The sequence below is a fragment of the Nitrospirillum pindoramense genome (assembly GCF_007827955.1).
In the GTDB taxonomy this organism is placed as follows: Bacteria; Pseudomonadota; Alphaproteobacteria; order Azospirillales; family Azospirillaceae; genus Nitrospirillum; species Nitrospirillum amazonense_B.
The window spans coordinates 418,655-441,863 of sequence record NZ_VITR01000002.1; the positions used below are offsets into that span (position 1 = coordinate 418,655).

23 protein-coding genes are annotated in these 23,209 nt (G+C 69.7%); 12 read left to right on the plus strand and 11 right to left on the minus strand.

All coding sequences use genetic code 11. The annotated features are described in order from the left end of the window. Positions 1 to 14: 14 nt before the first annotated feature. The 5 genes from FBZ90_RS04515 to FBZ90_RS04535 form a co-directional block, all read right to left on the minus strand. Positions 15 to 440 (minus strand): F0F1 ATP synthase subunit epsilon, encoded by a 426-nt coding sequence (locus FBZ90_RS04515; protein ID WP_145729823.1) that lies wholly within the window; start codon positions 438 to 440, stop codon positions 15 to 17. A gap of 119 nt (positions 441 to 559) precedes the next feature. After that, positions 560 to 1,999 (minus strand): F0F1 ATP synthase subunit beta, encoded by a 1,440-nt coding sequence (gene atpD, locus FBZ90_RS04520; RefSeq protein WP_145729824.1) that lies wholly within the window; start codon positions 1,997 to 1,999, stop codon positions 560 to 562. A 44-nt stretch (positions 2,000 to 2,043) separates the two neighbouring features. Then, positions 2,044 to 2,934, minus strand: coding sequence for a F0F1 ATP synthase subunit gamma (locus FBZ90_RS04525; RefSeq protein ID WP_145729825.1), 891 nt, complete (start codon positions 2,932 to 2,934; stop codon positions 2,044 to 2,046). Positions 2,935 to 3,006: 72 nt separating this feature from the next. Further along, positions 3,007 to 4,536, minus strand: coding sequence for a F0F1 ATP synthase subunit alpha (atpA, locus tag FBZ90_RS04530; RefSeq protein WP_145729826.1), 1,530 nt, complete (start codon positions 4,534 to 4,536; stop codon positions 3,007 to 3,009). Next, a complete protein-coding gene (locus tag FBZ90_RS04535; protein ID WP_145729827.1) occupies positions 4,536 to 5,096 on the minus strand; it encodes a F0F1 ATP synthase subunit delta in 561 nt (186 codons plus the stop codon). The genes atpA and FBZ90_RS04535 overlap by 1 nt, the downstream gene beginning before the upstream one ends. A 301-nt stretch (positions 5,097 to 5,397) precedes the next feature. Between FBZ90_RS04535 and FBZ90_RS04540 the strand changes: the two genes are divergently transcribed. Next, positions 5,398 to 5,733, plus strand: a complete 336-nt coding sequence (locus tag FBZ90_RS04540; protein ID WP_145729828.1) for a hypothetical protein — start codon at positions 5,398 to 5,400, stop codon at positions 5,731 to 5,733. Positions 5,734 to 6,012: 279 nt separating this feature from the next. Here the strand turns inward: FBZ90_RS04540 and FBZ90_RS04545 are convergent, their stop codons facing one another. Then, positions 6,013 to 7,029, minus strand: a complete 1,017-nt coding sequence (locus tag FBZ90_RS04545; protein ID WP_145729829.1) for a diacylglycerol/lipid kinase family protein — start codon at positions 7,027 to 7,029, stop codon at positions 6,013 to 6,015. 137 nt (positions 7,030 to 7,166) lie between these two features. Between FBZ90_RS04545 and FBZ90_RS04550 the strand changes: the two genes are divergently transcribed. The 6 genes from FBZ90_RS04550 (at position 7,167) to FBZ90_RS04575 (ending at position 13,599) form a co-directional block, all read left to right on the plus strand. Next, a complete protein-coding gene (locus tag FBZ90_RS04550; RefSeq protein WP_246130149.1) occupies positions 7,167 to 8,000 on the plus strand; it encodes a UDP-2,3-diacylglucosamine diphosphatase in 834 nt (277 codons plus the stop codon). Further along, complete coding sequence (locus FBZ90_RS04555) at positions 7,997 to 9,079, plus strand: glycosyltransferase family 4 protein (protein WP_145729830.1); 1,083 nt, start codon at positions 7,997 to 7,999, stop codon at positions 9,077 to 9,079. Before FBZ90_RS04550 ends, FBZ90_RS04555 begins: the two co-directional genes overlap by 4 nt. A gap of 117 nt (positions 9,080 to 9,196) precedes the next feature. Then, positions 9,197 to 10,489, plus strand: coding sequence for a 3-deoxy-D-manno-octulosonic acid transferase (locus tag FBZ90_RS04560; RefSeq protein WP_145729831.1), 1,293 nt, complete (start codon positions 9,197 to 9,199; stop codon positions 10,487 to 10,489). Next, positions 10,486 to 11,511: a tetraacyldisaccharide 4'-kinase gene (lpxK, locus tag FBZ90_RS04565; RefSeq protein WP_145729832.1), complete on the plus strand. Its 1,026-nt coding sequence runs from the start codon at positions 10,486 to 10,488 to the stop codon at positions 11,509 to 11,511. The genes FBZ90_RS04560 and lpxK overlap by 4 nt, the downstream gene beginning before the upstream one ends. Before the next feature lie 74 nt (positions 11,512 to 11,585). Then, a complete protein-coding gene (locus FBZ90_RS04570) occupies positions 11,586 to 12,494 on the plus strand; it encodes a lysophospholipid acyltransferase family protein (protein ID WP_145729833.1) in 909 nt (302 codons plus the stop codon). Between the two features lie 208 nt (positions 12,495 to 12,702). Continuing rightward, positions 12,703 to 13,599 carry a lysophospholipid acyltransferase family protein gene (locus tag FBZ90_RS04575; protein WP_186455602.1) on the plus strand — a complete coding sequence of 299 codons (897 nt, stop codon included), beginning with the start codon at positions 12,703 to 12,705 and terminating at the stop codon, positions 13,597 to 13,599. A 19-nt stretch (positions 13,600 to 13,618) separates the two neighbouring features. On the opposite strand, the gene xseA is transcribed toward FBZ90_RS04575, so the two are convergent. Continuing rightward, positions 13,619 to 15,262, minus strand: coding sequence for an exodeoxyribonuclease VII large subunit (xseA, locus tag FBZ90_RS04580; RefSeq protein ID WP_145729835.1), 1,644 nt, complete (start codon positions 15,260 to 15,262; stop codon positions 13,619 to 13,621). A gap of 60 nt (positions 15,263 to 15,322) precedes the next feature. Between xseA and purD the strand changes: the two genes are divergently transcribed. Both purD and FBZ90_RS04590 read left to right on the plus strand, forming a co-directional pair. Continuing rightward, the gene (purD, locus tag FBZ90_RS04585; protein WP_145729836.1) at positions 15,323 to 16,636 is read left to right on the plus strand and encodes a phosphoribosylamine--glycine ligase; all 1,314 of its coding nucleotides are present in this window, start codon (positions 15,323 to 15,325) and stop codon (positions 16,634 to 16,636) included. Between the two features lie 48 nt (positions 16,637 to 16,684). Continuing rightward, positions 16,685 to 17,620: a tetratricopeptide repeat protein gene (locus FBZ90_RS04590; protein WP_145729837.1), complete on the plus strand. Its 936-nt coding sequence runs from the start codon at positions 16,685 to 16,687 to the stop codon at positions 17,618 to 17,620. Here the strand turns inward: FBZ90_RS04590 and FBZ90_RS04595 are convergent. The 4 genes from FBZ90_RS04595 to FBZ90_RS04610 all read right to left on the minus strand — a co-directional run bounded on the left by FBZ90_RS04595 (position 17,617) and on the right by FBZ90_RS04610 (position 20,514). Then, positions 17,617 to 18,294, minus strand: coding sequence for a hypothetical protein (locus tag FBZ90_RS04595; protein WP_145729838.1), 678 nt, complete (start codon positions 18,292 to 18,294; stop codon positions 17,617 to 17,619). The genes FBZ90_RS04590 and FBZ90_RS04595 overlap by 4 nt on opposite strands. 50 nt (positions 18,295 to 18,344) lie before the next feature. Further along, positions 18,345 to 18,779 (minus strand): nucleoside deaminase, encoded by a 435-nt coding sequence (locus FBZ90_RS04600; RefSeq protein WP_186455614.1) that lies wholly within the window; start codon positions 18,777 to 18,779, stop codon positions 18,345 to 18,347. 98 nt (positions 18,780 to 18,877) lie between these two features. Then, positions 18,878 to 19,783 (minus strand): alpha/beta fold hydrolase, encoded by a 906-nt coding sequence (locus FBZ90_RS04605; protein WP_145729840.1) that lies wholly within the window; start codon positions 19,781 to 19,783, stop codon positions 18,878 to 18,880. Between the two features lie 77 nt (positions 19,784 to 19,860). After that, entirely contained in the window at positions 19,861 to 20,514 is a 654-nt protein-coding gene (locus tag FBZ90_RS04610) for a TetR/AcrR family transcriptional regulator (protein WP_145729841.1), read from the minus strand. Between FBZ90_RS04610 and FBZ90_RS28060 the strand changes: the two genes are divergently transcribed. The 3 genes from FBZ90_RS28060 to rsmD all read left to right on the plus strand — a co-directional run bounded on the left by FBZ90_RS28060 (position 20,497) and on the right by rsmD (position 23,180). Beyond that, complete coding sequence (locus tag FBZ90_RS28060; RefSeq protein WP_211101906.1) at positions 20,497 to 21,084, plus strand: PH domain-containing protein; 588 nt, start codon at positions 20,497 to 20,499, stop codon at positions 21,082 to 21,084. The two genes, FBZ90_RS04610 and FBZ90_RS28060, sit on opposite strands and share 18 nt — an antisense overlap. A 105-nt stretch (positions 21,085 to 21,189) precedes the next feature. Continuing rightward, a complete protein-coding gene (locus tag FBZ90_RS28760; protein ID WP_145729842.1) occupies positions 21,190 to 22,608 on the plus strand; it encodes a pseudouridine synthase in 1,419 nt (472 codons plus the stop codon). Further along, complete coding sequence (gene rsmD / locus FBZ90_RS04625; protein WP_145729843.1) at positions 22,608 to 23,180, plus strand: 16S rRNA (guanine(966)-N(2))-methyltransferase RsmD; 573 nt, start codon at positions 22,608 to 22,610, stop codon at positions 23,178 to 23,180. The genes FBZ90_RS28760 and rsmD overlap by 1 nt, the downstream gene beginning before the upstream one ends. The last annotated feature ends 29 nt before the right edge of the window (positions 23,181 to 23,209 follow it).

Consider the following 23,209-nt stretch of genomic DNA (forward strand, 5'->3'; position numbering starts at 1 on the left):
GTCGGGCGCCGGCCTTAGTGGGCCGTCTGGGTGCCGCCCAGCGCTTCCAGCTTGGCCTGGGCAACCAGCAACTTGCCCTCAGCGGCCCGCTTCTCGACATCGCTGGCGGCGTCGGCCAGATCTTCGGCCAAGTCCTTCACCTGCTGCTCAACAGCGGCGCGGTCCAGAGCGGTGACCTCGACCGCTTCTTCCGCCAGGACGGTGCAGCGCGTCTCGGTCACCTCGGCGAAACCGCCGGCGACGAAGATGCGGTTGCTGATGGTAGTGATGCCATCGGCATAGATGTCGATGACGCCCGGCTTCAGCGTGGTGATCAGGGGGGCGTGGCCCGGCAGGGCGCCCAGGTAGCCTTCACTGCCCGGGACGACCACCATGTCGACCGGCTGGGAAACCAGCAGCTTTTCCGGCGACACCAGCTCGAATTCAACCTTATCGGCCATGATGGGGCTTCCGTTCGGCGACTTGTTTCGTCGTGCGATTCACGGCCTGGCGGCCGATCGCACGGGTAAGAAAACGGACGGAAGGGGCGGCCCCTTCCGTCCTGGCACTCCTCAGGCGATCAAGCGGCCTCGGCGGCCATCTTGCGGGCCTTCTCGACGGCTTCCTCGATGGTGCCGACCATGTAGAAGGCCGCTTCCGGCAGGTGGTCGTACTGGCCGGCCACGATGCCCTTGAACGCGCGGATGGTGTCTTCCAGGCTGACCAGCACGCCGGGCGTGCCAGTGAACACTTCGGCCACGTGGAAGGGCTGGGACAGGAAGCGCTGGATCTTACGGGCGCGGGCGACCGTCAGCTTGTCTTCTTCCGACAGTTCGTCCATGCCCAGGATGGCGATGATGTCCTGCAGCGACTTGTAGGTCTGCAGCACCTTCTGCACCGAACGGGCCGTCTGGTAGTGCTCCTCACCCACGACGCGCGGGTCCAGCGCGCGGGATGTGGAGTCCAGCGGGTCCACGGCCGGGAAGATGGCCTGTTCGGCGATGGCGCGGCTCAGCACCGTCGTGGCGTCCAAGTGGGCGAACGAGGTGGCGGGGGCCGGGTCGGTCAGGTCGTCGGCGGGCACGTACACGGCCTGCACCGAGGTGATCGAGCCCTTCTTGGTGGAGGTGATGCGTTCCTGCAGGGCGCCCATGTCGGTGGCCAGCGTCGGCTGGTAACCCACCGCGGAGGGGATGCGGCCCAGCAGCGCCGACACCTCGGCACCGGCCTGCGTGAAGCGGAAGATGTTGTCGATGAACAGCAGCACGTCCTGACCTTCTTCATCACGGAAGTATTCCGCGATGGTCAGGCCGGACAGGGCGACGCGGGCGCGGGCCCCCGGCGGCTCGTTCATCTGACCGTACACCAGCGCCACCTTGGAGCCGGGGCCGTCGAGCTTGATGACGCCCGATTCGATCATTTCGTGGTACAGGTCGTTACCCTCGCGGGTACGCTCGCCCACACCAGCGAAGACCGACACACCACCGTGCGCCTTGGCGACGTTGTTGATCAGTTCCATGATGGTGACGGTCTTGCCCACGCCGGCGCCGCCGAACAGGCCGATCTTGCCGCCCTTCAGGTAGGGGGCCAGCAGGTCGATGACCTTAATGCCCGTGACCAGGATCTGCGCGTCGGTCGCCTGCTCGGCGAACTCCGGCGCGGACCGGTGGATGGGGTAGGTCTTCTCGGACGCGACGGCACCGCGCTCGTCGATCGGCTCGCCGATGACGTTCAGGATGCGACCCAGGGTGTTGGGGCCCACCGGCATCTGGATGGGCGAGCCGGTGTCGGACACCGAGGTGCCACGCACCAGACCGTCCGTGCTGTCCATGGCGATACAGCGGACGGTATTCTCACCCAGATGCTGGGCGACTTCGAGCACAAGGGTCTTGCCCTCGTTCTGCGTGTGGAGGGCGTTCAGAATGGCGGGCAGTTCGGCATCGAACTGCACGTCCACCACGGCGCCCAGCACCTGCGTGATACGGCCGACGGCGTTGGTCGCCTGGTTAGTCGTAGCCATGGGGTAAGCTCCCTCGGACCCTTGCGAATGTTGTCGTGGCGCCGTCAGACCGCTTCAGCACCGGAGATGATCTCGATCAGCTCCTTGGTGATGAAGGCCTGGCGCGTGCGGTTGTAGTTAAGCGTCAGCTTCTTGATCGTGTCGCCGGCGTTGCGCGTGGCGTTGTCCATGGCGGTCATCTGCGCGCCGAAGAACGAGGCCGAGCTTTCCAACAGGGCGGTGTACACCTGGATGGAAAGGTTGCGCGGCAGCAGGTCGTTGAGGATGTCCTCTTCCGACGGCTCGAACTCGTAGATGGCCTTGGGCTCGGTGGAGGCCGGGGCCTCTTCCGTCGTGGCCGTCACGGCGAACGGGACGATCTGCTGGACGGTGACGATCTGCGTCATCGCCGACTTGAACTTGTTGAAGATGATGGAGGCGACGTCGAATTCGCCGGCGTCGAACAGCTCCAGCACCTTGTCCGCGACCTGGGCCGCGTCGGCGAAGCCCAGGCGCTTGCCGCCCAGGTTCTCGTAGCTGTGGACGATCATCGAGCCGAACTCGCGGCGCAGCAGGTCGCGGCCCTTGCGGCCCACGGTCAGCAGCTTCACCGTCTTGCCCTCGCCCGTCAGGCGGGCGATCTGGCGCTTGGTCTCGCGGACGATGGTGGCGTTGAAGCCACCGCACAGGCCGCGGTCACCCGTCAGCACGATCAGCAGCTGCACCTGGTCGGAACCGGTGCCGGCCATCAGCTTCGGGCCCTGCGCGCCCGCCGGCACGTTGGCGGCGAGGGAGGAGAGCATGCGGCCCATGCGCTCGGCATAGGGACGCCCGGCTTCGGCCTGTTCCTGGGCGCGGCGCAGCTTGCTGGCGGCGACCATCTTCAGGGCCGAGGTGATCTTTTGCGTCGACTTGACGCTGTCGATCCGGATCTTGAGGTCCTTAAGGCTGGGCATGCCGTGCCTTCACTTCCTAGGGAGACTTGGGCGGGCGGCGGCCATGACGGCGCCGCCCGCCGTTTGCGGGGATCAGGCGAAGACCTTGGAGAAGCTCTCCAGGAAGGCCTTCAGCTTTTCCTCGGTGTCCTTGCTGATCTGCTTGTCGGTGCGGATCGCGGTCAGGATGTCCTGGCCCTTGCTGCGGATCTCGTCCAGGAAGCGCGCCTCGAAGCGGTTCACGTCCTCGACCTTCACCTTGTCCAGGAAGCCCTTCACGCCGGCGAAGATGGAAACCACCTGCTCTTCCACCGGCAGCGGGCTGTACTGCGGCTGCTTCAGCAGTTCGGTCAGGCGGGCGCCACGGTTCAGCAGGCGCTGGGTGGCGGCGTCCAGGTCCGAGGCGAACTGGGCGAAGGCGGCCATTTCGCGGTACTGGGCCAGTTCGAGCTTAATGGTGCCGGCGACCTGCTTCATCGCCTTGATCTGGGCGGCGGAGCCGACGCGGCTGACCGACAGGCCGACGTTAATGGCCGGGCGGATACCGCGGTAGAACAGGCCCGTTTCCAGGAAGATCTGGCCGTCGGTGATGGAGATGACGTTCGTCGGAATGTAGGCCGACACGTCACCCGCCTGGGTTTCGATGATGGGCAGGGCCGTCAGCGAACCGGCGCCGTAGCCGTCGGCCATCTTGCACGCGCGTTCCAGCAGGCGGCTGTGCAGGTAGAACACGTCGCCGGGATAGGCTTCGCGGCCCGGCGGACGGCGCAGCAGCAGGGACATCTGACGGTAGGCGACGGCCTGCTTGGACAGGTCATCGTACACGATCAGGGCGTGCATGCCGTTGTCGCGGAAGAACTCGCCCATGGCGCAGCCGGTGTAGGGCGCCAGGTACTGCAGGGGGGCCGGCTCGGACGCGGTGGCGGCGACGACGATGGAGTATTCCATCGCGCCGGCTTCCTCCAGCGTCTTCACGATCTGGGCGACCGTGGAGCGCTTCTGGCCGATGGCCACGTAGATGCAGTAGAGCTTCTTGGATTCGTCGCCGCCGGCGTTGACGCCCTTCTGGTTGATGAAGGCGTCGATGGCGACGGCGGTCTTGCCGGTCTGACGGTCGCCGATGATCAGCTCACGCTGGCCACGGCCGACGGGCACCAGGGCGTCCACGGCCTTCAGGCCGGTCTGCATGGGCTCGTGCACCGACTTGCGCGGGATGATGCCGGGGGCCTTGACCTCGACGCGCTTGCGCTCGACGTCGACCAGGGGGCCCTTGCCGTCGATGGGGTTGCCCAGGCCGTCCACGACGCGGCCCAGCAGGCCGCGGCCCACCGGCACCTCGACGATGGCGCCCGTGCGCTTCACCGTGTCGCCTTCCTTGATGGCGCGGTCGTCGCCGAAGATCACGGCGCCGACGTTGTCGGCTTCCAGGTTCAGGGCCAGGCCCTTGATCCCGCCCGGGAACTCGACCATCTCACCGGCCTGGACCTTGTCCAGACCATGGATGCGAGCGACACCGTCACCGACCGAGAGCACCTGGCCCACTTCAGCAACGTCGGCCTCGGTGCCGAAATTCGCGATCTGCTGCTTCAGGATCGCGGAAATCTCTGCGGCGCGGATTTCCATCAGCCCACCCCTTTCATGGCGATTTTCAGCTTGGTCAGTTTGGTGCGCACGGAACTGTCGATCATGCGCGATCCGACCTTAACGATCATGCCGCCCAGCAGCGTCGGATCGACGCTGGCGGCGACGGTAACTTTCGAGCCCAGGGCCTTCTTCAGCGCATCGGTCACCGCCGACAGCTGCTCATCCGTCAACGGACGGGCCGAGACGACGGTGGCCGTTTCCTCGCCGCGGCGCTGGGCCAGCTCGGCAAGGAAGGCGGCGATCATGCCGTCGAGGGCGAAAAGCCGGCGGTTCTGGGCCACCAGACCAACAAACTTGCGCACAAGCTCGGACGTGCCCGCCTGTGACAGCACCGCCTCCATGGCGCGGGCCTGATCGGCACGCGACAGGACGGGGCTGCGCACAACGCGACGCAGGTCTGCGCTTTCGGCGAGAACCTGCTTGAGCGACGTCAGGTCCTGCGCGGTCTGGTCCAGCGCCTTCTGCTCGTCGGCAAGGTCGAACAGCGCCGCCGCGTAGCGGGCCGCCAGTCCGGATACGACTGTCCCTTGGGATGCCACCTGGAAACCTCGGTTTATCCGCAGACCTGAAGGATTTCAGGGCCTTAGCAATGTGGGCCCGAACCGGGTGGAAACCACCCCGGCGTCGGGCGTCGTGCACTTAACACAGGATGCCGCAGGGCGCAACTGCATCACTCCATCGAAAGCATACTATCCCCTGGGTGAGCGGCGCTCTTTAAGGCGCCATTAACAGTTGGGACCGCATAGTCCCCTCATCGCGCCAATGCCACCCGGCGCCCCTTGAAAAAAGCCCGGCATCACCCGGGTACCCCGATCCAGGGTGGCAGAGTGCTGGTGAGTCATGACTGTCGTCCCCTTCTCCTCTGCCCGCTTCACCCCCTTCGATCTGACCGAGTGGAACAGCGTCGCCCAGCCCAAGCTGGAGCGGGGCCTGTGGGAAACGGTCAGCCGCCAGACCGCGCCGGACCACGACCAGCTGATCGTGCGCTTTCCCAACCTGGACCGGCCGGTGTTTCGTTTCGAGCGTGACCGCCGCGGCACCTATCGCCTGTTTTTCAACGACCGTCGCGGCTGGTACTGCATCGGCACCGGCGAGACCGCCGAGGAATGCCTGTCGGTGTGGCGGGGCCGCGTGCCGCGCGCCACGGCCGAGGCCGGCGCCCAGGCGGGACGTTGACGCACACGCGTTGAGGGCCCGGTCGTCACGGGGCCCTCTATACTAAAGAACGAGGGGTTTTGACGCCCATTGGATGCCTGGGTGGCGTGGTCCGGACCCGAATTGAGGCGGCCTACTGTTGATGTGAGCCTTGGCGGCGTCCGGAGTCGCGTCGTGTAAAGTGGCCTGGTTGGTTCATTGTTAAGTGAGTGGCGTTAAGTGAGTTGCCTGGTTGGTGGCCTTGCCTGGACTTCACGCCTTGGGGGCAGACCAGCGCCCCCATCAGGGCAGACGGGACACTTATCTCAGTTGTGATACGGGGCGGAGCGGCGGTGCCAGGACAGAGAAGGGCGCCGCCGTTTCCATATCGACCGGCAGGCGCCCGATGGTGTCGCCATCCCCCTGCACCGGGTCGCCCAGCGGCCCCTCGATACGCACCCGCACCGCCGGAACCACGCGGTAGCCCAATCCCCCCCTCGCCGCCCGCGCCGCATCGGCACCCCAGCGGGCCAGTTGCCCGGTGACCAGGGCCGCGCCATAGGCCAGGGCCGCCAGGCGGCCGCCCTCTAAGAACAGGCAGACCTGGAAGCCGCTCACGTCCAACCGGGCGTCGGGCGCGCAGACGAAGCGGCCACCATAGAAATGCCCCTTGGCCACGATGCAGGACGCGACGTCGTGCACGCTGTCGCGGCCGGCGGCGTCCCACAGGGTGACGCGGTAGCGCGGGCTGGGCCAGCGGGCGATCTGAGCCAGGCTTTCCAGAAAATAGGCGCCCTTGCCCAGGCGCCGCTTCACAATCGGGTCCACCCCTTCCACCACATGGGCGTCCAGCCCCACGCCGGCCATCATGGTGAACAGCCGGCCGTTCGCCCGCCCGGCATGGATGACGCGCGGCGCGGCGCCCGCCAGGGTGCGCGCCAGGTCGGCCGCGCCCGTGGGCAGGCCCAGTTCGGCCGCCAGCACGTTGGCCGTGCCCAACGGGATGAGGCCCAGGGCCGGCGGCGACAGCAGGGGGGCGGCCAGCAGTCCGTTCACCACCTCATTGATGGTGCCGTCGCCGCCCGACGCCACCACGGCGTCGGGGATGACCCCCTCCGTCAAGGCGCCCGAGGCCGCCAGCGCCGCCAGCCGTTCGGCGTCGCGCGGCCCGGTGGTTTCCACCACCGTCACCGCCGACCCGCCCTGTCTCAGCGTGTCAACCACGCCGCCCATCAGCCCCCGCCGCCGGCGACCCGCGACAGGATTGTGAATGATCAAGAGACGGCGGGCGGGAATCGCCACAGTTTCCGTGACAGCCAAGTGAAGGGCGGAAGACATATTTATGAATGCCCCGTGAATATATGGTGAAGTCCTTGAGCCAGCCTCTATCACCATTTGTCTTGCCCTACATGCTGCGGTATAGCCCTGTCAACATTACTATTGATTGTCTGCGTTGGTCATGTCGGGGGCGTAGCATGGAGACGGAGATGGAGACGGAGCACGAGGCCACGCGGCGGTATCGCAGCATCTGGCTGTCCGACCTGCATCTGGGCACCCGCGGCTGCCAGGCCGACATGCTGCTGGATTTCCTGAAGCACACCGAGTCGGAGTATCTGTACCTGGTGGGCGACATCGTCGACGGCTGGCGCCTGAAGAAGGGCTGGTACTGGCCGCAGGCCCATAACGACGTGGTGCAGAAGGTGCTGCGCCGGGTGCGCAAGGGCACCAAGGTCTTCCTGATCCCCGGCAACCATGACGAGGTCTTCCGCGACTTCATCGGGCTGCAGTTCGGCGGGGTCACCATCCTGGAGGATGCGGTCCACACCACCGCCGACGGCCGCCGCTTCCTGGTGCTGCACGGCGACCTGTTCGACGCCGTGGTGAAATACGCCAAGTGGCTGGCCTATGTCGGGGATAGCGCCTACACGCTGCTGCTGACCCTGAACACCTGGCTGAACGCCGCCCGCCGCCGCTTCGGCTTCCAGTACTGGTCGCTCTCCGCCTTCCTGAAGAACCGCACCAAGAAAGCGGTGGAGTTCATCGGCAATTACGAGCAGGCGCTGGCGGACGAGGCCAAGCGCCGCCAGGTCGACGGCATCATTTGTGGCCACATCCACCACGCGGAGATGCGTGACATGGGTGGCGTCCTCTACTGCAACGACGGGGACTGGGTGGAATCGTGTACCGCATTGGTCGAACACGCCGACGGCACGCTGGAGATCATTCATTGGGCGGACGAAGTGCGCAAGCGCGTAGCGGCGCGGCAGCCTGGGCAGCCGGGCGGGACGACGCAGAAGGCTGCAGCGTGAAGATCCTGATCGTCACGGATGCCTGGCATCCCCAGGTGAACGGCGTGGTCCGCACCCTGACCACGACGCGGGACGAACTGCGCCAATTGGGCCATGAGGTCGAGGTCATCGCCCCCGACCGCTTCCGCACCGTACCCATGCCCACATACCCGGAAATCCGCCTGGCGCTGAAGCCGGGCGCCCGGCTGCGCCGCATGATCGACGAAATCCAACCCGACGCCATCCACATCGCGACGGAGGGGCCCCTGGGTCTGGCCGCGCGGCGCTATTGCCTGCGCCGGCGCATCCCCTTCACCACCGCCTATCACACACGCTTCCCGGAATACGTCCGCGACCGCTTCCCCATTCCGTTGCGTCTCAGCTACGCGCTGGTGCGCCGCTTCCACGCGCCGGCCTCGGCCGTCATGGTGGCGACGCCGTCCATCGAGAACGACCTGGTGGACCGGGGCTTCCGCAACATCAAGCGCTGGTCGCGCGGTGTCGACACCGACCTGTTCCGCCCGCGCGAGAAGGACTTCCTGCCCTTCCCCCGCCCCATCTTCATGTATGTGGGCCGGGTGGCGGTGGAGAAGAACATCGAGGCCTTCCTGTCGCTGGACCTGCCCGGGACCAAGGTGGTGGTGGGCGGCGGCCCGCAGTTGGACGACCTGAAGGCCAAGTACCCGGCCGCCCAGTTCGTCGGCCCCAAGCATGGCGAGGAACTGGCCAAGCACTACGCCGCCGGCGACGTCTTCGTCTTCCCCTCGCGCACCGACACCTTCGGCCTGGTGCTGCTGGAGGCGCTGGCCTCCGGCGTGCCGGTGGCGGCCTACCCGGTGCCGGGACCGCTGGACGTGCTGGCGGGGTCGGACGTTGCCGTGCTGGACGAGGATTTGCAGAAGGCCGCCCTGGCGGCGCTGAAGATCCCGGGCGACGAGTGCCGGCGCCACGCCCTGACCTTCTCCTGGTCCGCGTCGGCGGAGCAGTTCCTGAACAACCTGCGCCCCTTCCGCGGCCACCCGGTCATCGACCCGGCCCCCGTGTTGGACCCGGCCCCCGAGTTGGCCCCTCAAGCCGACGAGGCCAAGAAGGCCAGCTGATCCCGGCCGCGCAATTGACCTGCATCCGTTGAAGCGGGCGACGGCCCGGTGCTAGGGTGGCGGCGACCGCGGCGGGCACGCACCCGCCGCACCGCCCATTCCCCTGACATGACCAGTATGCTGGAAGCGCTTTATCGCGGGCTGACCGCCCTGGCCGGCCCCGCCGTCCGACGCCTGCTGGACCGACGGCTGGCCGCCGGCAAGGAAGATCCCGCCCGCCTGCCGGAACGCCTGGGCCATCCCGGCCTGCCCCGGCCGCCGGGGCGGCTGATCTGGCTGCATGCCGCCAGCGTGGGCGAGTCCCAAGCCGTGCTGCCGCTCATCGACCGGTTGCTGACCCTGGCGCCCCGGCCCACCGTGCTGGTCACCACCGGCACCGTCACCTCCGCCACCCTTATGGCCAAGCGCCTGCCCACCGGCGCCATCCACCAGTTCGTGCCGGTGGACCTGCCGGCGGCCGTGGCCCGCTTCATCGACCATTGGCGTCCCGACCTCGCCCTGTGGATCGAATCGGAATTCTGGCCCAACCTGTTGCGCGCCCTGCGCAAGAGGGGCGTGCCCACGGCCCTGGTCAACGCCCGCCTGTCGGCCGGCAGCCACCGCAATTGGCGCCGGGCGCCGCGCACCGCCCACCGCCTGCTGTCCACCTTCCGCCTGGCCCTGGCGCAGACGGCGACGGAGGCCGAACGCCTGCGGGACCTGGGCCTGGTGGACGTGCGTTGCGTCGGCAACCTGAAATACTCGACCGCCCCCCTGCCGGCGTCGGCGGACGCCCTGGCGGCGCTGCGGGCCGCGATGGGCGAGCGGCCCACCTGGGTCTTCGCCAGCACCCACCCGGGTGAGGACGACCTGGCCGCCCAGGTCCACCGGCGCCTGGCCCCCCATGTTCCCCGCCTGCTGACCCTGGTGGTGCCCCGCCATCCCAAGCGCGGGCCGGAGATCGCCGCCGCGTTCCAGGCCCAGGGCCTGACGGTCAGCCGCCGCGCGACCGGGGCGCTACCCCTGGCGACGGATGATCTGCATGTGGCTGACACGCTGGGGGAACTGGGGCTGTTCTTCCGCCTGGCGCCGGTGGCCGCCATTGGCGGGTCCTTCGTGCCGGTGGGTGGCCATAACCCGATCGAGCCGGCGCAACTGGGCGCCGCCGTCGTCTATGGGCCGCACATGCATAATTTCGCGGAAATCGCCGCGGCGCTGGAGGCGGCGGGCGGCGCCCGGCGGGTGGCTGACGGGGATGGCCTGGCGGACGCCGTGCGCGCCCTGCTGACCGACGCATCCACGCGCGCGGCCCAGGCCGCCGCCGCCCGGGCCGTGGCCGATGACAACCGCGACGCCGTGGACCGGGTGATGGCCGCCCTGGCCCCGCTGCTGGCGGAGGCGGGCCTGCGCCCGCCCGGGGACGCCGCATGAAGGCGCCTGGCTTCTGGTATCGCCCGCCTGGACTGGCGGCGGCCCTGTTGAGCCCGCTGGCCGGCCTCTACGCCCTGGCCGGCCGGCGGCGCCAGGCGAAAGCGGCCCCACAGGATGCCGGCATCCCCGTCCTGTGCATCGGCAACCTGGTGGCCGGCGGCGCCGGCAAGACGCCACTGGCGCAGGCGGTGATGCGATCTCTGCAGGCGCGCGGCATCCAGGCGCATTACCTGTCGCGGGGCTATGGCGGGCGCCTGACGGGGCCGCTGCGGGTGGACCCAGCCCGGCACGGCGCCGCCGATGTCGGTGACGAGCCGCTGCTGCTGTCCCGCTCCGGCCCCGCCTGGATATCCGCCGACCGCCTGGCCGGCGCCCGCGCCGCGCGGGACGGCGGTGCCCAGGCATTGGTCATGGATGACGGGTTCCAGAACCCGGCGCTGGCCAAGGACCTGTCGCTGCTGGTGGTCGACGGCGGCGCCGGCTTCGGCAACGGCCAGGTCATCCCGGCCGGCCCCCTGCGCGAACCCCTGGCCGCCGGCCTGGCCCGGGCGCACGGCGTGGTCATCGTGGGACAGGATCGCCTGGGCGCTGCGGCCCAGGTCGCCAGGCTGGCGCCCGCCCTGCCCATCCTGACGGCGCGCCTGCGCCCGGATTCCACCGTCGCCGCCAGCATCGGCGGGCGGCCGGTGCTGGCCTTCGCCGGCATCGGGCGGCCGTCCAAGTTTTTCGATACCTGTCGTGAACTGGGCCTGACCCTGACGGAAACGGTTCCATTTCCTGACCATCATCCCTATACCGGCGCCGAAATCACCCGCCTGCTGGGTCGGGCCGGCGCCCTGAGCGCCGTGCCGCTGACGACCGAGAAGGATTGGGTGCGACTACCGGCCGGGCACCAGGGGGCCATAAAGGCCCTGCCCGTGGTGCTGGACTTCGACGATCCCGGCGCCCTGGAGCGTGTCTTGGACACCCTGTTTCGGGGACATCCTGTTCCGGGAATGGTGATCGAGAAACCGGTCCATTGAGGGAACGGCGGGCGCCACCGGCACCGCCGCGTTGCGTGGAAGCATGTTCCAGTCATTCAACCCCCCTGCGCGCCATGGCCAACCATAGCCCGTTGCGCCGCACCTTCGACCGCGTCCTGGGCCACCGGCTGGAGGCGGTCGCCGTCTACCTCATCTACGGCGTGCTGAGCCTGCTGTCCCTGGACGCGGCATCGGCGCTGGGCGGGTGGGTGGGCCGCACCCTGGGGCCCTGGCTGCCCGTCCATGCCAAGGTGCTGCGCCGGCTGGAATGGGCGATGCCCCACCTGACGGCGCGGGAGCGCCGGGACGTCGCCCGGCAATCCTGGGAAAACCTGGGCCGCACCCTGGCCGAATATCCCCACATCAAAACCATATCCCGCGATTGGGACACGCGGGTGGAGATGGTGGGGGCGGAGCATCTGCGGGCCCTGCGCGACGACGGCAAGCCCGGCATCTGCGTCACGGCCCACCTGGCCAACTGGGAACTGGCGGCCCTGGCCTGCCACAAGCTGGACTTGCCGCTGACCATCGTCTACCGCGCGCCCAACAACCGCTGGGTCGACCGGCTATTGGCCAAGGCACGAGGGCCGCTGCAAGGCTTCCTGGTGCCCAAGGGCCGCGACGCCGCGCGGGGCATGATGGCCACCATCCGCAGCGGCGGCCATATCGGGGTGCTGCCCGACCAGAAGCTGAACGAGGGCATCCCCGTGCCGTTCCTGGGGCGGAACGCCATGACCGGCACCTTCACCGCCGACCTGGCCCTGCGCTACGACGCGCCCATCGTCCCCATCCAGGTGACGCGGCTGGACACCAGGGGCAGCCGCTTCCGCATCGAGGCCATGGCCCCCGTGGCGCTGGAAAAGACCGGTGACCGCGCTGCCGACACCCGCGCCGGCATGGTCCGGGTCAACGCCCTGCTGGAGGAGTGGGTGCGCGCCCACCCCGGCCAATGGATGTGGACCCATAACCGTTGGCCCGATTAGGCCTTGGCCCCTTGAGCGATAGCCGCCACGCTTGACCCGCGACGAAAAGCGCCCGATAGCTGTAGCGCCGCCGGATATGGGGACCGGGGCACCCGTCTTCGTCCGCCTCGGAGTTTTCCGCCGCCCGCAGGTTCGGAGGGGTTTCGTCACCCCATCCTTTCCAGGACGGTCGGCCCATCGCCATGCGGGCCCGCCAGCGGGAGCATCCATGGCCGAGCACGGTACCCAGCCTTCCTCCCTGCGCTACGCCATCGAGGCGGCGGGCATCCGCGCCCTGTTCCGCCTGCTGGGCCTGTTGCCCGCCGACGTGGCGTCGGACTTCGGCGGCTGGGTTGGGCGCACCCTGGGCCCCCGGCTGGGCGGCAACGCCAAGGTGCTGCGCAACCTGGAACAGGCCATGCCCCAGCTGGACGAGGCGGCGCGCCGGCGCGTGGCCAGCGAATCCTGGGACAACCTGTGCCGCACCCTGGCCGAATATCCGCACCTGAAGACCATCTCGCGCGAGTGGGAGCAGCGGGTGGAGCTGATCGGGGCGGAGCACGTGCGCGGCCTGGTCACCGACGGCAAGCCGGGCGTCATCCTGACCGGCCATTTCGGCAATTGGGAACTGGTGGCCATGACCGTGTTCAAGTGCGGCACCACCATGACCGCCATCTATCGCGCGCCCAACAACCCCTCGGTCGACAAGCTGCTGGCGGAGGCGCGGGGTGAACTGGGCACCACCCTGGTGCCCAAGGGCCGCGCCTCGGCCAAGGGCATCCTGGCCGCCATGCGCGCAGGCGGCATCCTGGGCATCCTGGCCGATCAGAAGCTGAACGAGGGCATCGCCGTCCCCTTCCTGGGACGGGATGCCATGACCGGCACCATCGCCGGCGACGTGGTGGTGCGCCACGGCGCCGTGGTCGTGCCGGTGCGGGTGACACGCAAGGCCAAGGGCGCCCGCTTCCGCATCGAGGCGTTCCCCCCGATGGATCTGCCCGCCCCCACCGGCGACCGGCCGGCCGACATCCGCGCCATCACCGTGGCGGTGAACCAGCTGCTGGAGCGGTGGGTGCTGGACAACCCTGGCCAATGGCTATGGACCCACCGGAGATGGCCGAAATAGGGGGCTGCCCGCCCCCTGCTCAGAACAGGCTGCCCTGGCCCCCGGGCCGGGCCGACGCGCGCGGCTTGGGCGGGGGAGCCGACTCGCGCGGCGGGGCCGGTGTTGGAACAGGCGCCGGGGCCCCTTCCCCATCGAGCGTGGCGCCCACCGCGCCATCAATGAACTCCACGCGCACGCGACCGCCGGCGGGGGCATCCGCCGCCTTGGTCACGGGGTGGCCGTCGGCGGTGGTGACCAGGGCGAAACCCCGGGCCAGCACCCCCCGGTAGGACAGCGTCTCCAGCAGCTTGGCCTGGCCTTCCAGGCGGCGGGCGCCGTCGGCCACGGCGCGGCCGAAACTGGCGTCCAGGCGGCGGCCGAGATCGGCCAGGCGGACGCCCCCTTCCTCCGCCCGGCGCACCAGCGGCTGGGGCGTCAGGCGCTGGGCCAGGGTCTGGGCGCGGGTGGTGCGGTCGGTGAGCAGGCGGGTCACCCCGCCCGAAAGGCCACGGCTGGCGATATCCAGGCGGGCGTAGGCCAGGCCCAGCACCTGGGCCGGATGGCGCAGGCCGGCACCCAGCTTGGCCACCTCCGTGCGATGGCGGCGGATCAGGCCGGTCATGGACAGGGCCAGGCGCTCCCCCCGGTCGTCCAGGCGCTGGGCGCACCCTTCCAGCAGGGCGCGGGGGTCGCCCAGGCCGCGCGCCAGCCCCTCCACCCGATTGCGGCGCTCGGCCAACAGGCGGTTGGCCGTGCCCTCCAGCCGGCGGCCGCATTCCATGACCTGGGCCATCAGCTCGGCCCGCACCGGCACCGCCATTTCGGCGGCGGCGGTGGGCGTGGGCGCCCGGCGGTCGGAGGCGAAATCGATCAGCGTCGTGTCGGTCTCATGCCCCACGGCGGAGATCAGCGGGATCTGGCTGGCCGCCGCCGCCCGCACCACGATCTCCTCGTTGAAGGGCATCAGGTCTTCCAGGCTGCCGCCACCGCGCGCCACGATCAGCAGGTCGGGCCGGGGCACGGGGCCGCCGGGGGCGATGGCGTTGAAGCCCTGGATGGCGCGGGCCACCTGGGGCGCCGCCTGCTCGCCCTGCACCGCCACCGGCCACAGCAGGACATGGCGGGGGAAGCGGTCGGCCAGGCGGTGCAGGATGTCGCGGATGACGGCGCCGGTGGGGGAGGTCACCACGCCGATGACGCGGGGCAGGAAGGGCAGCGGCCGCTTGCGCTGGGCATCGAACAGCCCCTCCGCCGCCAGCCGGCGCTTGCGCTCCTCCAGCATCTTGAGCAGCGCGCCCTCGCCCGCCAGCTCCATGGTTTCGATGATCAGCTGGTATTGCGAGCGACCGGGGTATGTCGTCAGGCGGCCGGTGCACACCACCTCCATCCCGTCTTCCGGCTTCACGGCCAGGCGCATGACCGTGCCCTTCCAGCACACGGCCTCGATCACCGCCTGGTCGTCCTTCAGGCGCAGGTACAGATGGCCGGAGGAGACGCGCTTGGGCTGGCTGACCTCGCCGCGCACGCGGACATAGCCGAACGTCTCCTCCACCGTGCGCTTCAGGGCGCGCGACAGGTCGGAAACGCTGAGTTCCGGCAGGTTGCCGCCGGCCACGGGCGTGGCGCCGGCATAGCCGAGATCGGCGGCGGAGGGCGGGGGTGAGTCGGGGAAGTCTTGAGTCATGGCGCGGGCATGATACAAGCACCCGCTCAACAGATGGAATCGTGATCGGGGGTAGAGGCGATGAAGATCCTGGTGGTCGGATCCGGCGGGCGGGAGCATGCGCTGTGCTGGGCGATCTCAGCCTCCCCCCTGTGCGGCACGCTGTGGTGCGCGCCCGGCAACGCCGGCATCCGCGACGTGGCGAGCTGCGTGGACATCAAGGCCGACGACGTGGACGCCCTGGTGGCCTTCGCCACGGCCAACGCCGTGGACCTGGTGGTGGTGGGGCCGGAGCAGCCGCTGGTGCTGGGCCTGGTGGACCGGCTGACCGCCGCTGGCATCAAGGCCTTCGGCCCCAGCCAGGCCGCCGCCGCCCTGGAAGGCTCCAAGGGCTTCATGAAGGACATCTGCGCCAAGTACGGCGTGCCTACGGCCGCCTACCGGCGCTTCACCGATGCCGCCGCCGCCAAGGCCTATGCCACCGAGCAGGGTGCGCCCATCGTGGTCAAGGCCGACGGTCTGGCCGCCGGTAAGGGCGTGGTCATCGCCATGACCCTGGAAGAGGCGCATGCCGCCATCGACGACGCCATGCTGCATGGCCGCTTCGGCAGCGCCGGCGCCGAGGTGGTGGTCGAGGAGTTCATGGATGGGGAAGAGGCCAGCTTCTTCGCCCTGTGCGACGGCACCCACGCCCTGCCCCTGGTGGGGGCGCAGGACCACAAGCGGGTATTCGACAACGACCAGGGCCCCAACACCGGCGGCATGGGCGCCTATTCCCCCGCCCCCGTCCTGACGCCCGCGCTGCAGGACCGGGTGATGCGCGAGATCGTGGAACCCACGGTCAAGGGCATGGCGGCGGAGGGCAAGCCCTTCACCGGTGTGCTGTTCGCCGGGCTGATGATCGTTGCGAGCCCGGAAGGACCCAAGCCGCGCCTGATCGAATTCAACGCGCGCTTCGGCGACCCGGAATGCCAGGTGCTGATGCGCCGCCTGAAGTCCGACATCGTGCCGCTGCTGCTGGCCACCTGCGACGGGCAGTTGGACCACGTGGATGTGCGCTGGCACGATGACCCCGCCCTGTGCGTGGTGATGGCGGCCCAGGGCTATCCGGGTGATTATGTGAAGAACACCGTCATCGGGGGGCTGGAGGACGCGGGCAAGGTCGACGGGGTCACCGTCTTCCATGCCGGGACAAAGGCTGATGGCGACCGCGTGCTGGCCAACGGCGGCCGGGTCCTGGGCGTGACGGCCATCGGTAAGTCGGTGGCCGAGGCGCAGGCCCTGGCCTACCAGGCGGTGGACCGCATCCGCTGGCCCGAGGGGTTCTGCCGGCGGGACATCGGCTGGCGCGCGCTTGAACGCGAAAAGGCCGAACGGGAACAGAAGCAGGGATAAGGCCGGCGCCCCAGCACGGGGCCCCGCCGTTTTTAGGGACACGAGATCATGAATCGCCAGGACCGCCGCCGCCGCATCGCGGAAATCTCCAAGGACGCCAATGCCGGCGCGCCCTTCGTCAACGACATGCGCGTGGCCGCCGACCTGCACCGCCAGGGCCGGCTGAAGGAGGCGGAGAACGCCTACCGCGCCATCATCCGCATCTACGCCTCCGTCCCGGAAATCCGCGTCGCCTGGTCCAACCTGGGCGCCGTGCTGCAGGGCCTGGGCAAGCTGGAAGAGGCGGTGACGGCGCTGAAGAAGGCGCGGTCGCTGAACCCCAACCACCCGCCGCCCTACCAGAACCTGGGCATGGCCCTGCTGGCCCAGGGCAAGGTGGATGAGGCGCTGGAAAGCTTCCGCCGCGCGGTGGAACTGAACCCGCAGTTCACCGAGGCCTGGCACGCCCTGGGCGTGGCCTCCGGCCAGAAGAACGACCTGGCCGGGGCGGAGGACGCCTGGCGCCGCACGCTGGAACTGGACCCGAACCGGGCCGAGACCCGCTTCAACCTGGGCCTGGTGCTGCGCAACACCGGCCGCCTGGACGCGGCCGCGGCGGAATTCCACGCCTGCGCCACCCTGGACCCGTCCCAGGGCGATGCCCGCCTGGCCCTGGCCGACACCCTGATTGCCATGGGCCGCGCCGAAGAGGCCGCCCAGATCATCTGGGTGCTGGTGCAGACCACGCCGGCCCACCCGGTGCCGCAGCAGTTCTACGCCCGCGCCCTGACGGTCATGGCGCAGATGGGCAATGGCGACGCCGCCGCCGACCGCGCCGACCAGTGGGCGGCCGCCTACCCGGACAGCGAGGCCGCCCGGTCGGTGAAGATCGCCTTCGACACCTACCGCGCCGAGAAGGCCGCCGCCCAGACGACGGCTGAAGAGGCCCCGAAGGCCGAAGAGGCGGCCACGGAAACCGCGCCGGCGGCGACGCCGGAGGCTTAAGACCCGGTGCGGTCCCGCCGCTGTTCCCGTGACGCCGCCACCCTCAGGCCGAGGATGCGCGGCGGCGGGCGGCGGCGGGACGCCCGCCAGGCGATCCAGCATTGGCGGACTTGCCACCCGGCCAGCGCCAGCAAGCCGGTAACGGCCACCGCCAGCATTCCCCATTCCCAGACATCGGCGCCGCGCAGAACGACCAGCATCCCCTTCATGGCCTGCGGGTGCAGCCCCAGCGTGAGGGCCATGGCCAGGAAATGCAGCGCCAGCGCCAGGATGGGCAGCAGCGGCGCCAGCAACAGGCTGGCCGCCTGACCATAGACGATGCGGAGGGGATAGCGCACCGTGGTCCATTCACAGGACAGCGGGACCAGAACCGACACCGCCAGCCCGGCCATGACGGTGATGGGCAGGAAGGCGTTCAAGGCCAGCGCCAGGGGCCAGCCCGCCAGGACATCCCCCAACCCCACCGCCAGCGCCACCAGGGCCAGCGCCTCTAGCGCCAACAGGGCCAGGACGCCGCGCACCGTCCACAGGATGCGCCCCTCCTGGCCTGGGCGCACCCGTTGGGCCCGCATGCCCGCGTCCTTATGGAACGGCGTGTCGCGCACCACCTCGCCCGTGACGTCGCCGCGCAAGGACCAATAGAAGGCGCCGTAGTCGTCGCGGTAGAGCGGCATGCGGTTCCCGTCCCCCTTGGTGTCGTCTTGCTATGGTCAGCGGCGATCCCCTATCGGCGATCCTTGAAGAAATCCCGCAGCAGGGCGCCCGCCCGCCGCTCCTGCAGCCCGCCGTAGGTGTCGGGCGCATGATGGCAGGTCGGCTGGCTGAAGAAGCGGGGGCCGTGCTCCACCGCCCCGCCCTTGGGATCGTAGGCGCCAAAATAGACGCGCCGCAGCCGGGCGAAGCTGATGGCGGCGGCACAGAGGGCGCACGGCTCCAGCGTCACATAGAGATCCAGGCCCGGCAGGCGCGGCTGCCCCACGGCGGCGCAGGCGGCACGGATGGCCAGCACCTCGGCATGCGCCGTGGGGTCGGCCAGTTCCTCCGTGCGGTTGGAGGCGGCGGCCAGCACCGCCCCGGTGGCGGGGTCGACGATGACGGCACCCACCGGCACCTCCCCCCGCGCGGCGGCCGACGCCGCCTCGGCGAAGGCGCGCTCCATGGGGGACAGGTCGGGCTCGGTCTCAAGCGGGGACGACAGCATGTCCCCAGCGTGGGGCAGCGCCGCGCACGGCGTCAAGCGGGCGGGCGACGCATCTGTCATCCGGCGAGGAAATCGACCAGCAGGGCCGCCAGTTCGTCCGGTGCCTCCTCGGGCACATAATGGCCGCAGTCCAGCACCTGGGCCCGCACGTCGGCGGCGTGGCCGCGCAGGGTATCGGCCAGCATGGTTCCCACGCCGGTCCGGGCCCCCACGGCCAGGATGGGCAGCGCCAGCCCCTTCCCCGCCCGCGCCTTCGCCCGCGCCAGTTCTTCCGGCCGGAACACCTCGCGATAATAGGCGAAGGTGGCGCGCAGGGCGCCCGGCAGGGACAGCACCCGCACGTACTCGTCCAGGTCGGCCGGCCCGATGGCCCAGCGCCGCTGGGCCTTGGCGTTGAACAGGTGGCTGAGGTAGGCACGCTCCCGCCCCTGGATCAGCAGTTCCGGCAGGTCGTCCAGGCGGTTGAAGGCGAAGTGCCAAGTGCGGGCATTGGCCTCGTCCGACGGGATACCGGGCGGCGGCGGGGACGTGATGCCCGGCAGGGCGGCATCCACCAGGGCCAGGCGCCGCACATCCCCGGGCCAGTCGGCGGCATAGGCGTGGCCGATCCAGGTGCCGACATCATGGCCCACCACGTCAAGGGGACCCTCCGTCAGAAGGCCCAGGGCGGCGGCCAAGCCATGCATGTCGGCCGCCGCCGTGCCCAAATCATACCCGCCCGCCGGCCGGTCCGACTCGCCGAAGCCGCGGGGATCCACGGCGATGACCCGCCGCCCGGCGTCGGCCAGCAAGGGCATGACATGACGCCAGGCGTACCAGCTTTGCGGCCACCCCGGGATCAACAGCACCGGCGGCCCCTGCCGGTCCGGCCCACCCTCGACATAATGCAGGCGCACACCGTTGGCGGTCACCAGGCCGTGTCGGAAGCGTTGCCAGAAGCGATGGGCGTTGAAGGGTTCCATGGGCTTCTCTCCTAATTTTGGGAATGACCATTTCCTAATTGGATGGCCGTCAATGCGGCGGCAATGGCGGGCCGCCTTCAATCCAGCAGTTTCAAGGCGTTGTCCGCCAGGGGCGCCATTTCCACGCGGTCCCGCCCCGTCTTGCCGACGACGCGCATCCCCTGCAGCACGCACAGCAGCAGCCGGGCGGTGGCCATGGGATCAAGATGCGGGGCGACGGTGCCATCGGCCTGTCCTTCGGCGACAAAGCCAGCCAGCCGGTCCTCGTTCAGGTGCAGCGCGCCGGTCACCCGGGCCGCGACCTCTGGATCGGCGGTGGCGAGGTCCACGGCGCCGGCCACCACCAGGCAGCCCCGGCGACCGTCCGCCCCATGGCTGCTGTCGGCATAGAAATCCAAGACCGCCTTGATCTTGGCCCGACCGGTGGGGGCGCCCTCCAGCGCGGCGCGCAATCGCTCTGTCCGCACGGCCACATAGCGGTCGAAGGCGGCCAGGAACAGACCGCGCTTGTCGGTGAAGGCCTTGTACAGGCTGCCGGCGGTCAGGCCCAGGGCCTGGGTCAGGTCGCTGATGGCGGCACCCTGATAGCCGCGCTCACTGAACACCGCGATGGCGCGGTCCAGCGCCAGGTCGGTGTCGAATTCGCGCGGACGGCCGGGCCCGGGACGGCGGGGCCCGGTAAGGCGGGGATGGGATGGAGCGGTCATGGCGGCATGATAGGAAATGATCATTTCCGAATCAAGCTATGGCGTCTGCCTATCGTCGGGGTCCGCATCCTTCGCTATGGTGTCAGCACAACAACCATGGCGGGAACAATTTTGAGCTACGTAGCGAGCAACCTGATGCCAGGGGAAGCCGTGTTTGCGGTGGGGCGCATCCATTGGATCATCTATGCGAAGCCGAGCTTTTTCCTGGCGGGCGCCGCCATCATGGCTTTTCTGGCTACGGATCCGGGCACTCGGCCCATCCTTACGATCCTCGGTGCCATAGCGGCGTTTGGCGGTGTCACCGACCTGGCTCGAGCCTGGTTCCACGCCAAGACGACGGAGTTGGCCGTGACGACCAAGCGCGTCATCGTCAAGCAGGGGATCATTCGCCGAACCACGGTGGAATTGAACTTGTCCAAGGTCGAAAGCTTCCATGTTGAGCAGAGCATTCCCGGACGTTTGCTGAATTACGGCACTGTCATCATTCGCGGCGTCGCCGGCACCCCAACCCCCATTGCAGGGATCGCCGAACCATTGGCGTTTCGCAAGCAGGCCATCCTGGCGATTGAGACGGTGGACAGCCCCAGTCGCTAATCCCGCCGACCGCCATCAGCCATGCCCCAGACGGGGGCCCCACCGGCTTGGGCCAGCGCCGTGTGGCGCTTGGCAAGGCGGCTGGGCGCGCATACAGTCCGCCGCATGCCCGATACCAAATCCCCCCAGAAATCCGCGGCCGACCAGGCCGGCGCCCCCAAGGACGGTGAGCGCATCGCCAAGCGGCTGGCGCGTGCCGGCCTGTGCTCCCGCCGCGATGCCGAGCGCTGGATCGCCGATGGCCGCGTGGCCGTGAACGGCCAGGTGCTGACCTCGCCCGGCGTGAACGTGCGGCCCGGCGACCGCATCGTCGTTGACGGCCAGGTGCTGCCGGAACAGGAGCCGACGCGCGTTTGGCGCTATCACAAGCCCGCCGGGCTGGTGACAACCGCCCGGGACGAACTGGCCCGCGCCACGGTGTTCGACCGGCTGCCCGACGGCATGCCGCGCGTCATCAGCGTCGGCCGGCTGGATTTGAACACCGAGGGCCTGCTGCTGCTGACCAATGACGGGGAGCTGGCGCGGCACCTGGAACTGCCGTCCACCGCCTGGCCGCGCCGCTACCGCGTGCGCGTGCATGGCACGCCGGACACCGCCAAGCTGGCCAAGCTGGCCGAGGGCATCTTCGTCGACGGCATCGAGTACGGCCCCATCGAGGCCGTGCTGGACCGCGAGCAAGGCAGCAACGCCTGGCTGACCATGACCCTGCGCGAGGGCAAGAACCGTGAGATCCGCAAGGTGCTGGAGCATCTGGGCCTGACGGTGAACCGGCTGATCCGCATCGCCTACGGACCCTTCCAGCTGGGCAAGCTGGAAAAGGGCGAGGTGGAGGAAGTGCCGCGCCGTGTGCTGCGCGACCAGTTGCCCGATTTCTTCCCCAAGGACAGCGCCCAGGATCGCAAGGAGGCCCGCGCCACGAAGGCCGCGGCGGCGGAGGTACCCGCCCTGCGCTTCGACAAGGCGCCCAAGGCCAAGCCCGCCCCGTCGGGGAAGTCACCGGCGAAGGCCGCGACAACGAAGGCCGCGCCGGCCCGGTCCCGCCGCGAGGACGTGGCCGAGGCGCCCCGCCCGGCCCGCTCACCCTCCCGGCCCTCGGTGGAGCGCCCCTCAATTGAGCGTCCTTCGGCCCAAGCGGACGCGGCCACGCGCACCCGGCGCCCGCCATCGACCGGCAACAGCGCCGCCGACAAGGCGCGCGCGCTGGCCCACGCCCTGGACCGGGCGCTGGACGGCACGCCGGACGATGACGAGGACAGGCCCGCTGCCCGCCGCCCGCGCAAGGCCGCTGTGGCCCGCACCGCGCCCAGCCTGGGGGAGCGTGTCGACAGCCGCGCCCCCGCCAAGCGCGCGTCCGCCAAACGCCAAGACGCCAAACAGGACGGTGCCAAGCGGGGTGACGCCAAGGCGGCCCCGCGCGCCGGCAAGGCAGCCCCCGCCAAGGCCACGCCCGCCAAATCGGCTGGCCCGAAACCCGCTCGCCCGGCCCCTAAGGGCAAGCCGGCGCCCAAGGGCAAGAAGACCTGATGCGCATCGTCGGCGGCCGGCATCGCGGGCGGGCCCTGGCGGCGCCCAGCGGCCGGGACGTGCGGCCCACCAGCGACCGCACGCGCCAAGCCCTGTTCAACATCCTGGAGCATGGCGACTTCTTCACCGACGGCGGCCCAACGGTGGAAGGCCGCGTGGTGCTGGATGCCTTTTGCGGCACCGGCGCCTTAGGCCTGGAGGCGCTGTCGCGCGGCGCGGAGGCCGCCTTGTTCCTGGACGTCAGCCGCGCCTCCCTGGAGCTGGCGCGGGCCAACGCCGCCACGCTCAAGGAAACCGGCCGTTGCCAGTTCGTCCAGGGCGACGCCGCCAAGCCCAAGCCCCCCTCCGTGAACGCACAGGCGGCCGCCCTGGTGTTCCTGGACCCGCCCTATGGCCAGGGACTGGCACCCCGCGCCCTGGAGGGCCTGTCGGCCGCCGGCTGGTTGGCCCCTGAGGCCCTTTGCGTGGTGGAGATCGGCGGCGACGACCCGTTCGAGGCGCCGCCGGGGTTCGAGGAACTGGACGACCGCCGCTATGGCGACACCCGGGTGCTGTTCCTTCGAAGCGCTTAGGCAGGTCATCTCCTGGTCCGAAGGCTTAC

Coding starts and splice junctions, on each gene's coding strand:
- FBZ90_RS04515 (WP_145729823.1), bottom strand. CDS start 440: ATGGCCGATAAGGTTGAATTCGAGCTGGTGTCGCCGGAAAAGCTGCTG.
- atpD (WP_145729824.1), bottom strand. CDS start 1,999: ATGGCTACGACTAACCAGGCGACCAACGCCGTCGGCCGTATCACGCAG.
- FBZ90_RS04525 (WP_145729825.1), bottom strand. CDS start 2,934: ATGCCCAGCCTTAAGGACCTCAAGATCCGGATCGACAGCGTCAAGTCG.
- atpA (WP_145729826.1), bottom strand. CDS start 4,536: ATGGAAATCCGCGCCGCAGAGATTTCCGCGATCCTGAAGCAGCAGATC.
- FBZ90_RS04540 (WP_145729828.1), top strand. CDS start 5,398: ATGACTGTCGTCCCCTTCTCCTCTGCCCGCTTCACCCCCTTCGATCTG.
- FBZ90_RS04545 (WP_145729829.1), bottom strand. CDS start 7,029: ATGTCTTCCGCCCTTCACTTGGCTGTCACGGAAACTGTGGCGATTCCC.
- FBZ90_RS04550 (WP_246130149.1), top strand. CDS start 7,167: ATGGAGACGGAGATGGAGACGGAGCACGAGGCCACGCGGCGGTATCGC.
- FBZ90_RS04560 (WP_145729831.1), top strand. CDS start 9,197: ATGCTGGAAGCGCTTTATCGCGGGCTGACCGCCCTGGCCGGCCCCGCC.
- lpxK (WP_145729832.1), top strand. CDS start 10,486: ATGAAGGCGCCTGGCTTCTGGTATCGCCCGCCTGGACTGGCGGCGGCC.
- FBZ90_RS04570 (WP_145729833.1), top strand. CDS start 11,586: ATGGCCAACCATAGCCCGTTGCGCCGCACCTTCGACCGCGTCCTGGGC.
- FBZ90_RS04575 (WP_186455602.1), top strand. CDS start 12,703: ATGGCCGAGCACGGTACCCAGCCTTCCTCCCTGCGCTACGCCATCGAG.
- xseA (WP_145729835.1), bottom strand. CDS start 15,262: ATGACTCAAGACTTCCCCGACTCACCCCCGCCCTCCGCCGCCGATCTC.
- purD (WP_145729836.1), top strand. CDS start 15,323: ATGAAGATCCTGGTGGTCGGATCCGGCGGGCGGGAGCATGCGCTGTGC.
- FBZ90_RS04590 (WP_145729837.1), top strand. CDS start 16,685: ATGAATCGCCAGGACCGCCGCCGCCGCATCGCGGAAATCTCCAAGGAC.
- FBZ90_RS04595 (WP_145729838.1), bottom strand. CDS start 18,294: ATGCCGCTCTACCGCGACGACTACGGCGCCTTCTATTGGTCCTTGCGC.
- FBZ90_RS04600 (WP_186455614.1), bottom strand. CDS start 18,779: ATGGAGCGCGCCTTCGCCGAGGCGGCGTCGGCCGCCGCGCGGGGGGAG.
- FBZ90_RS04605 (WP_145729840.1), bottom strand. CDS start 19,783: ATGGAACCCTTCAACGCCCATCGCTTCTGGCAACGCTTCCGACACGGC.
- FBZ90_RS28060 (WP_211101906.1), top strand. CDS start 20,497: ATGATAGGAAATGATCATTTCCGAATCAAGCTATGGCGTCTGCCTATC.
- FBZ90_RS04610 (WP_145729841.1), bottom strand. CDS start 20,514: ATGATCATTTCCTATCATGCCGCCATGACCGCTCCATCCCATCCCCGC.
- FBZ90_RS28760 (WP_145729842.1), top strand. CDS start 21,190: ATGCCCGATACCAAATCCCCCCAGAAATCCGCGGCCGACCAGGCCGGC.
- rsmD (WP_145729843.1), top strand. CDS start 22,608: ATGCGCATCGTCGGCGGCCGGCATCGCGGGCGGGCCCTGGCGGCGCCC.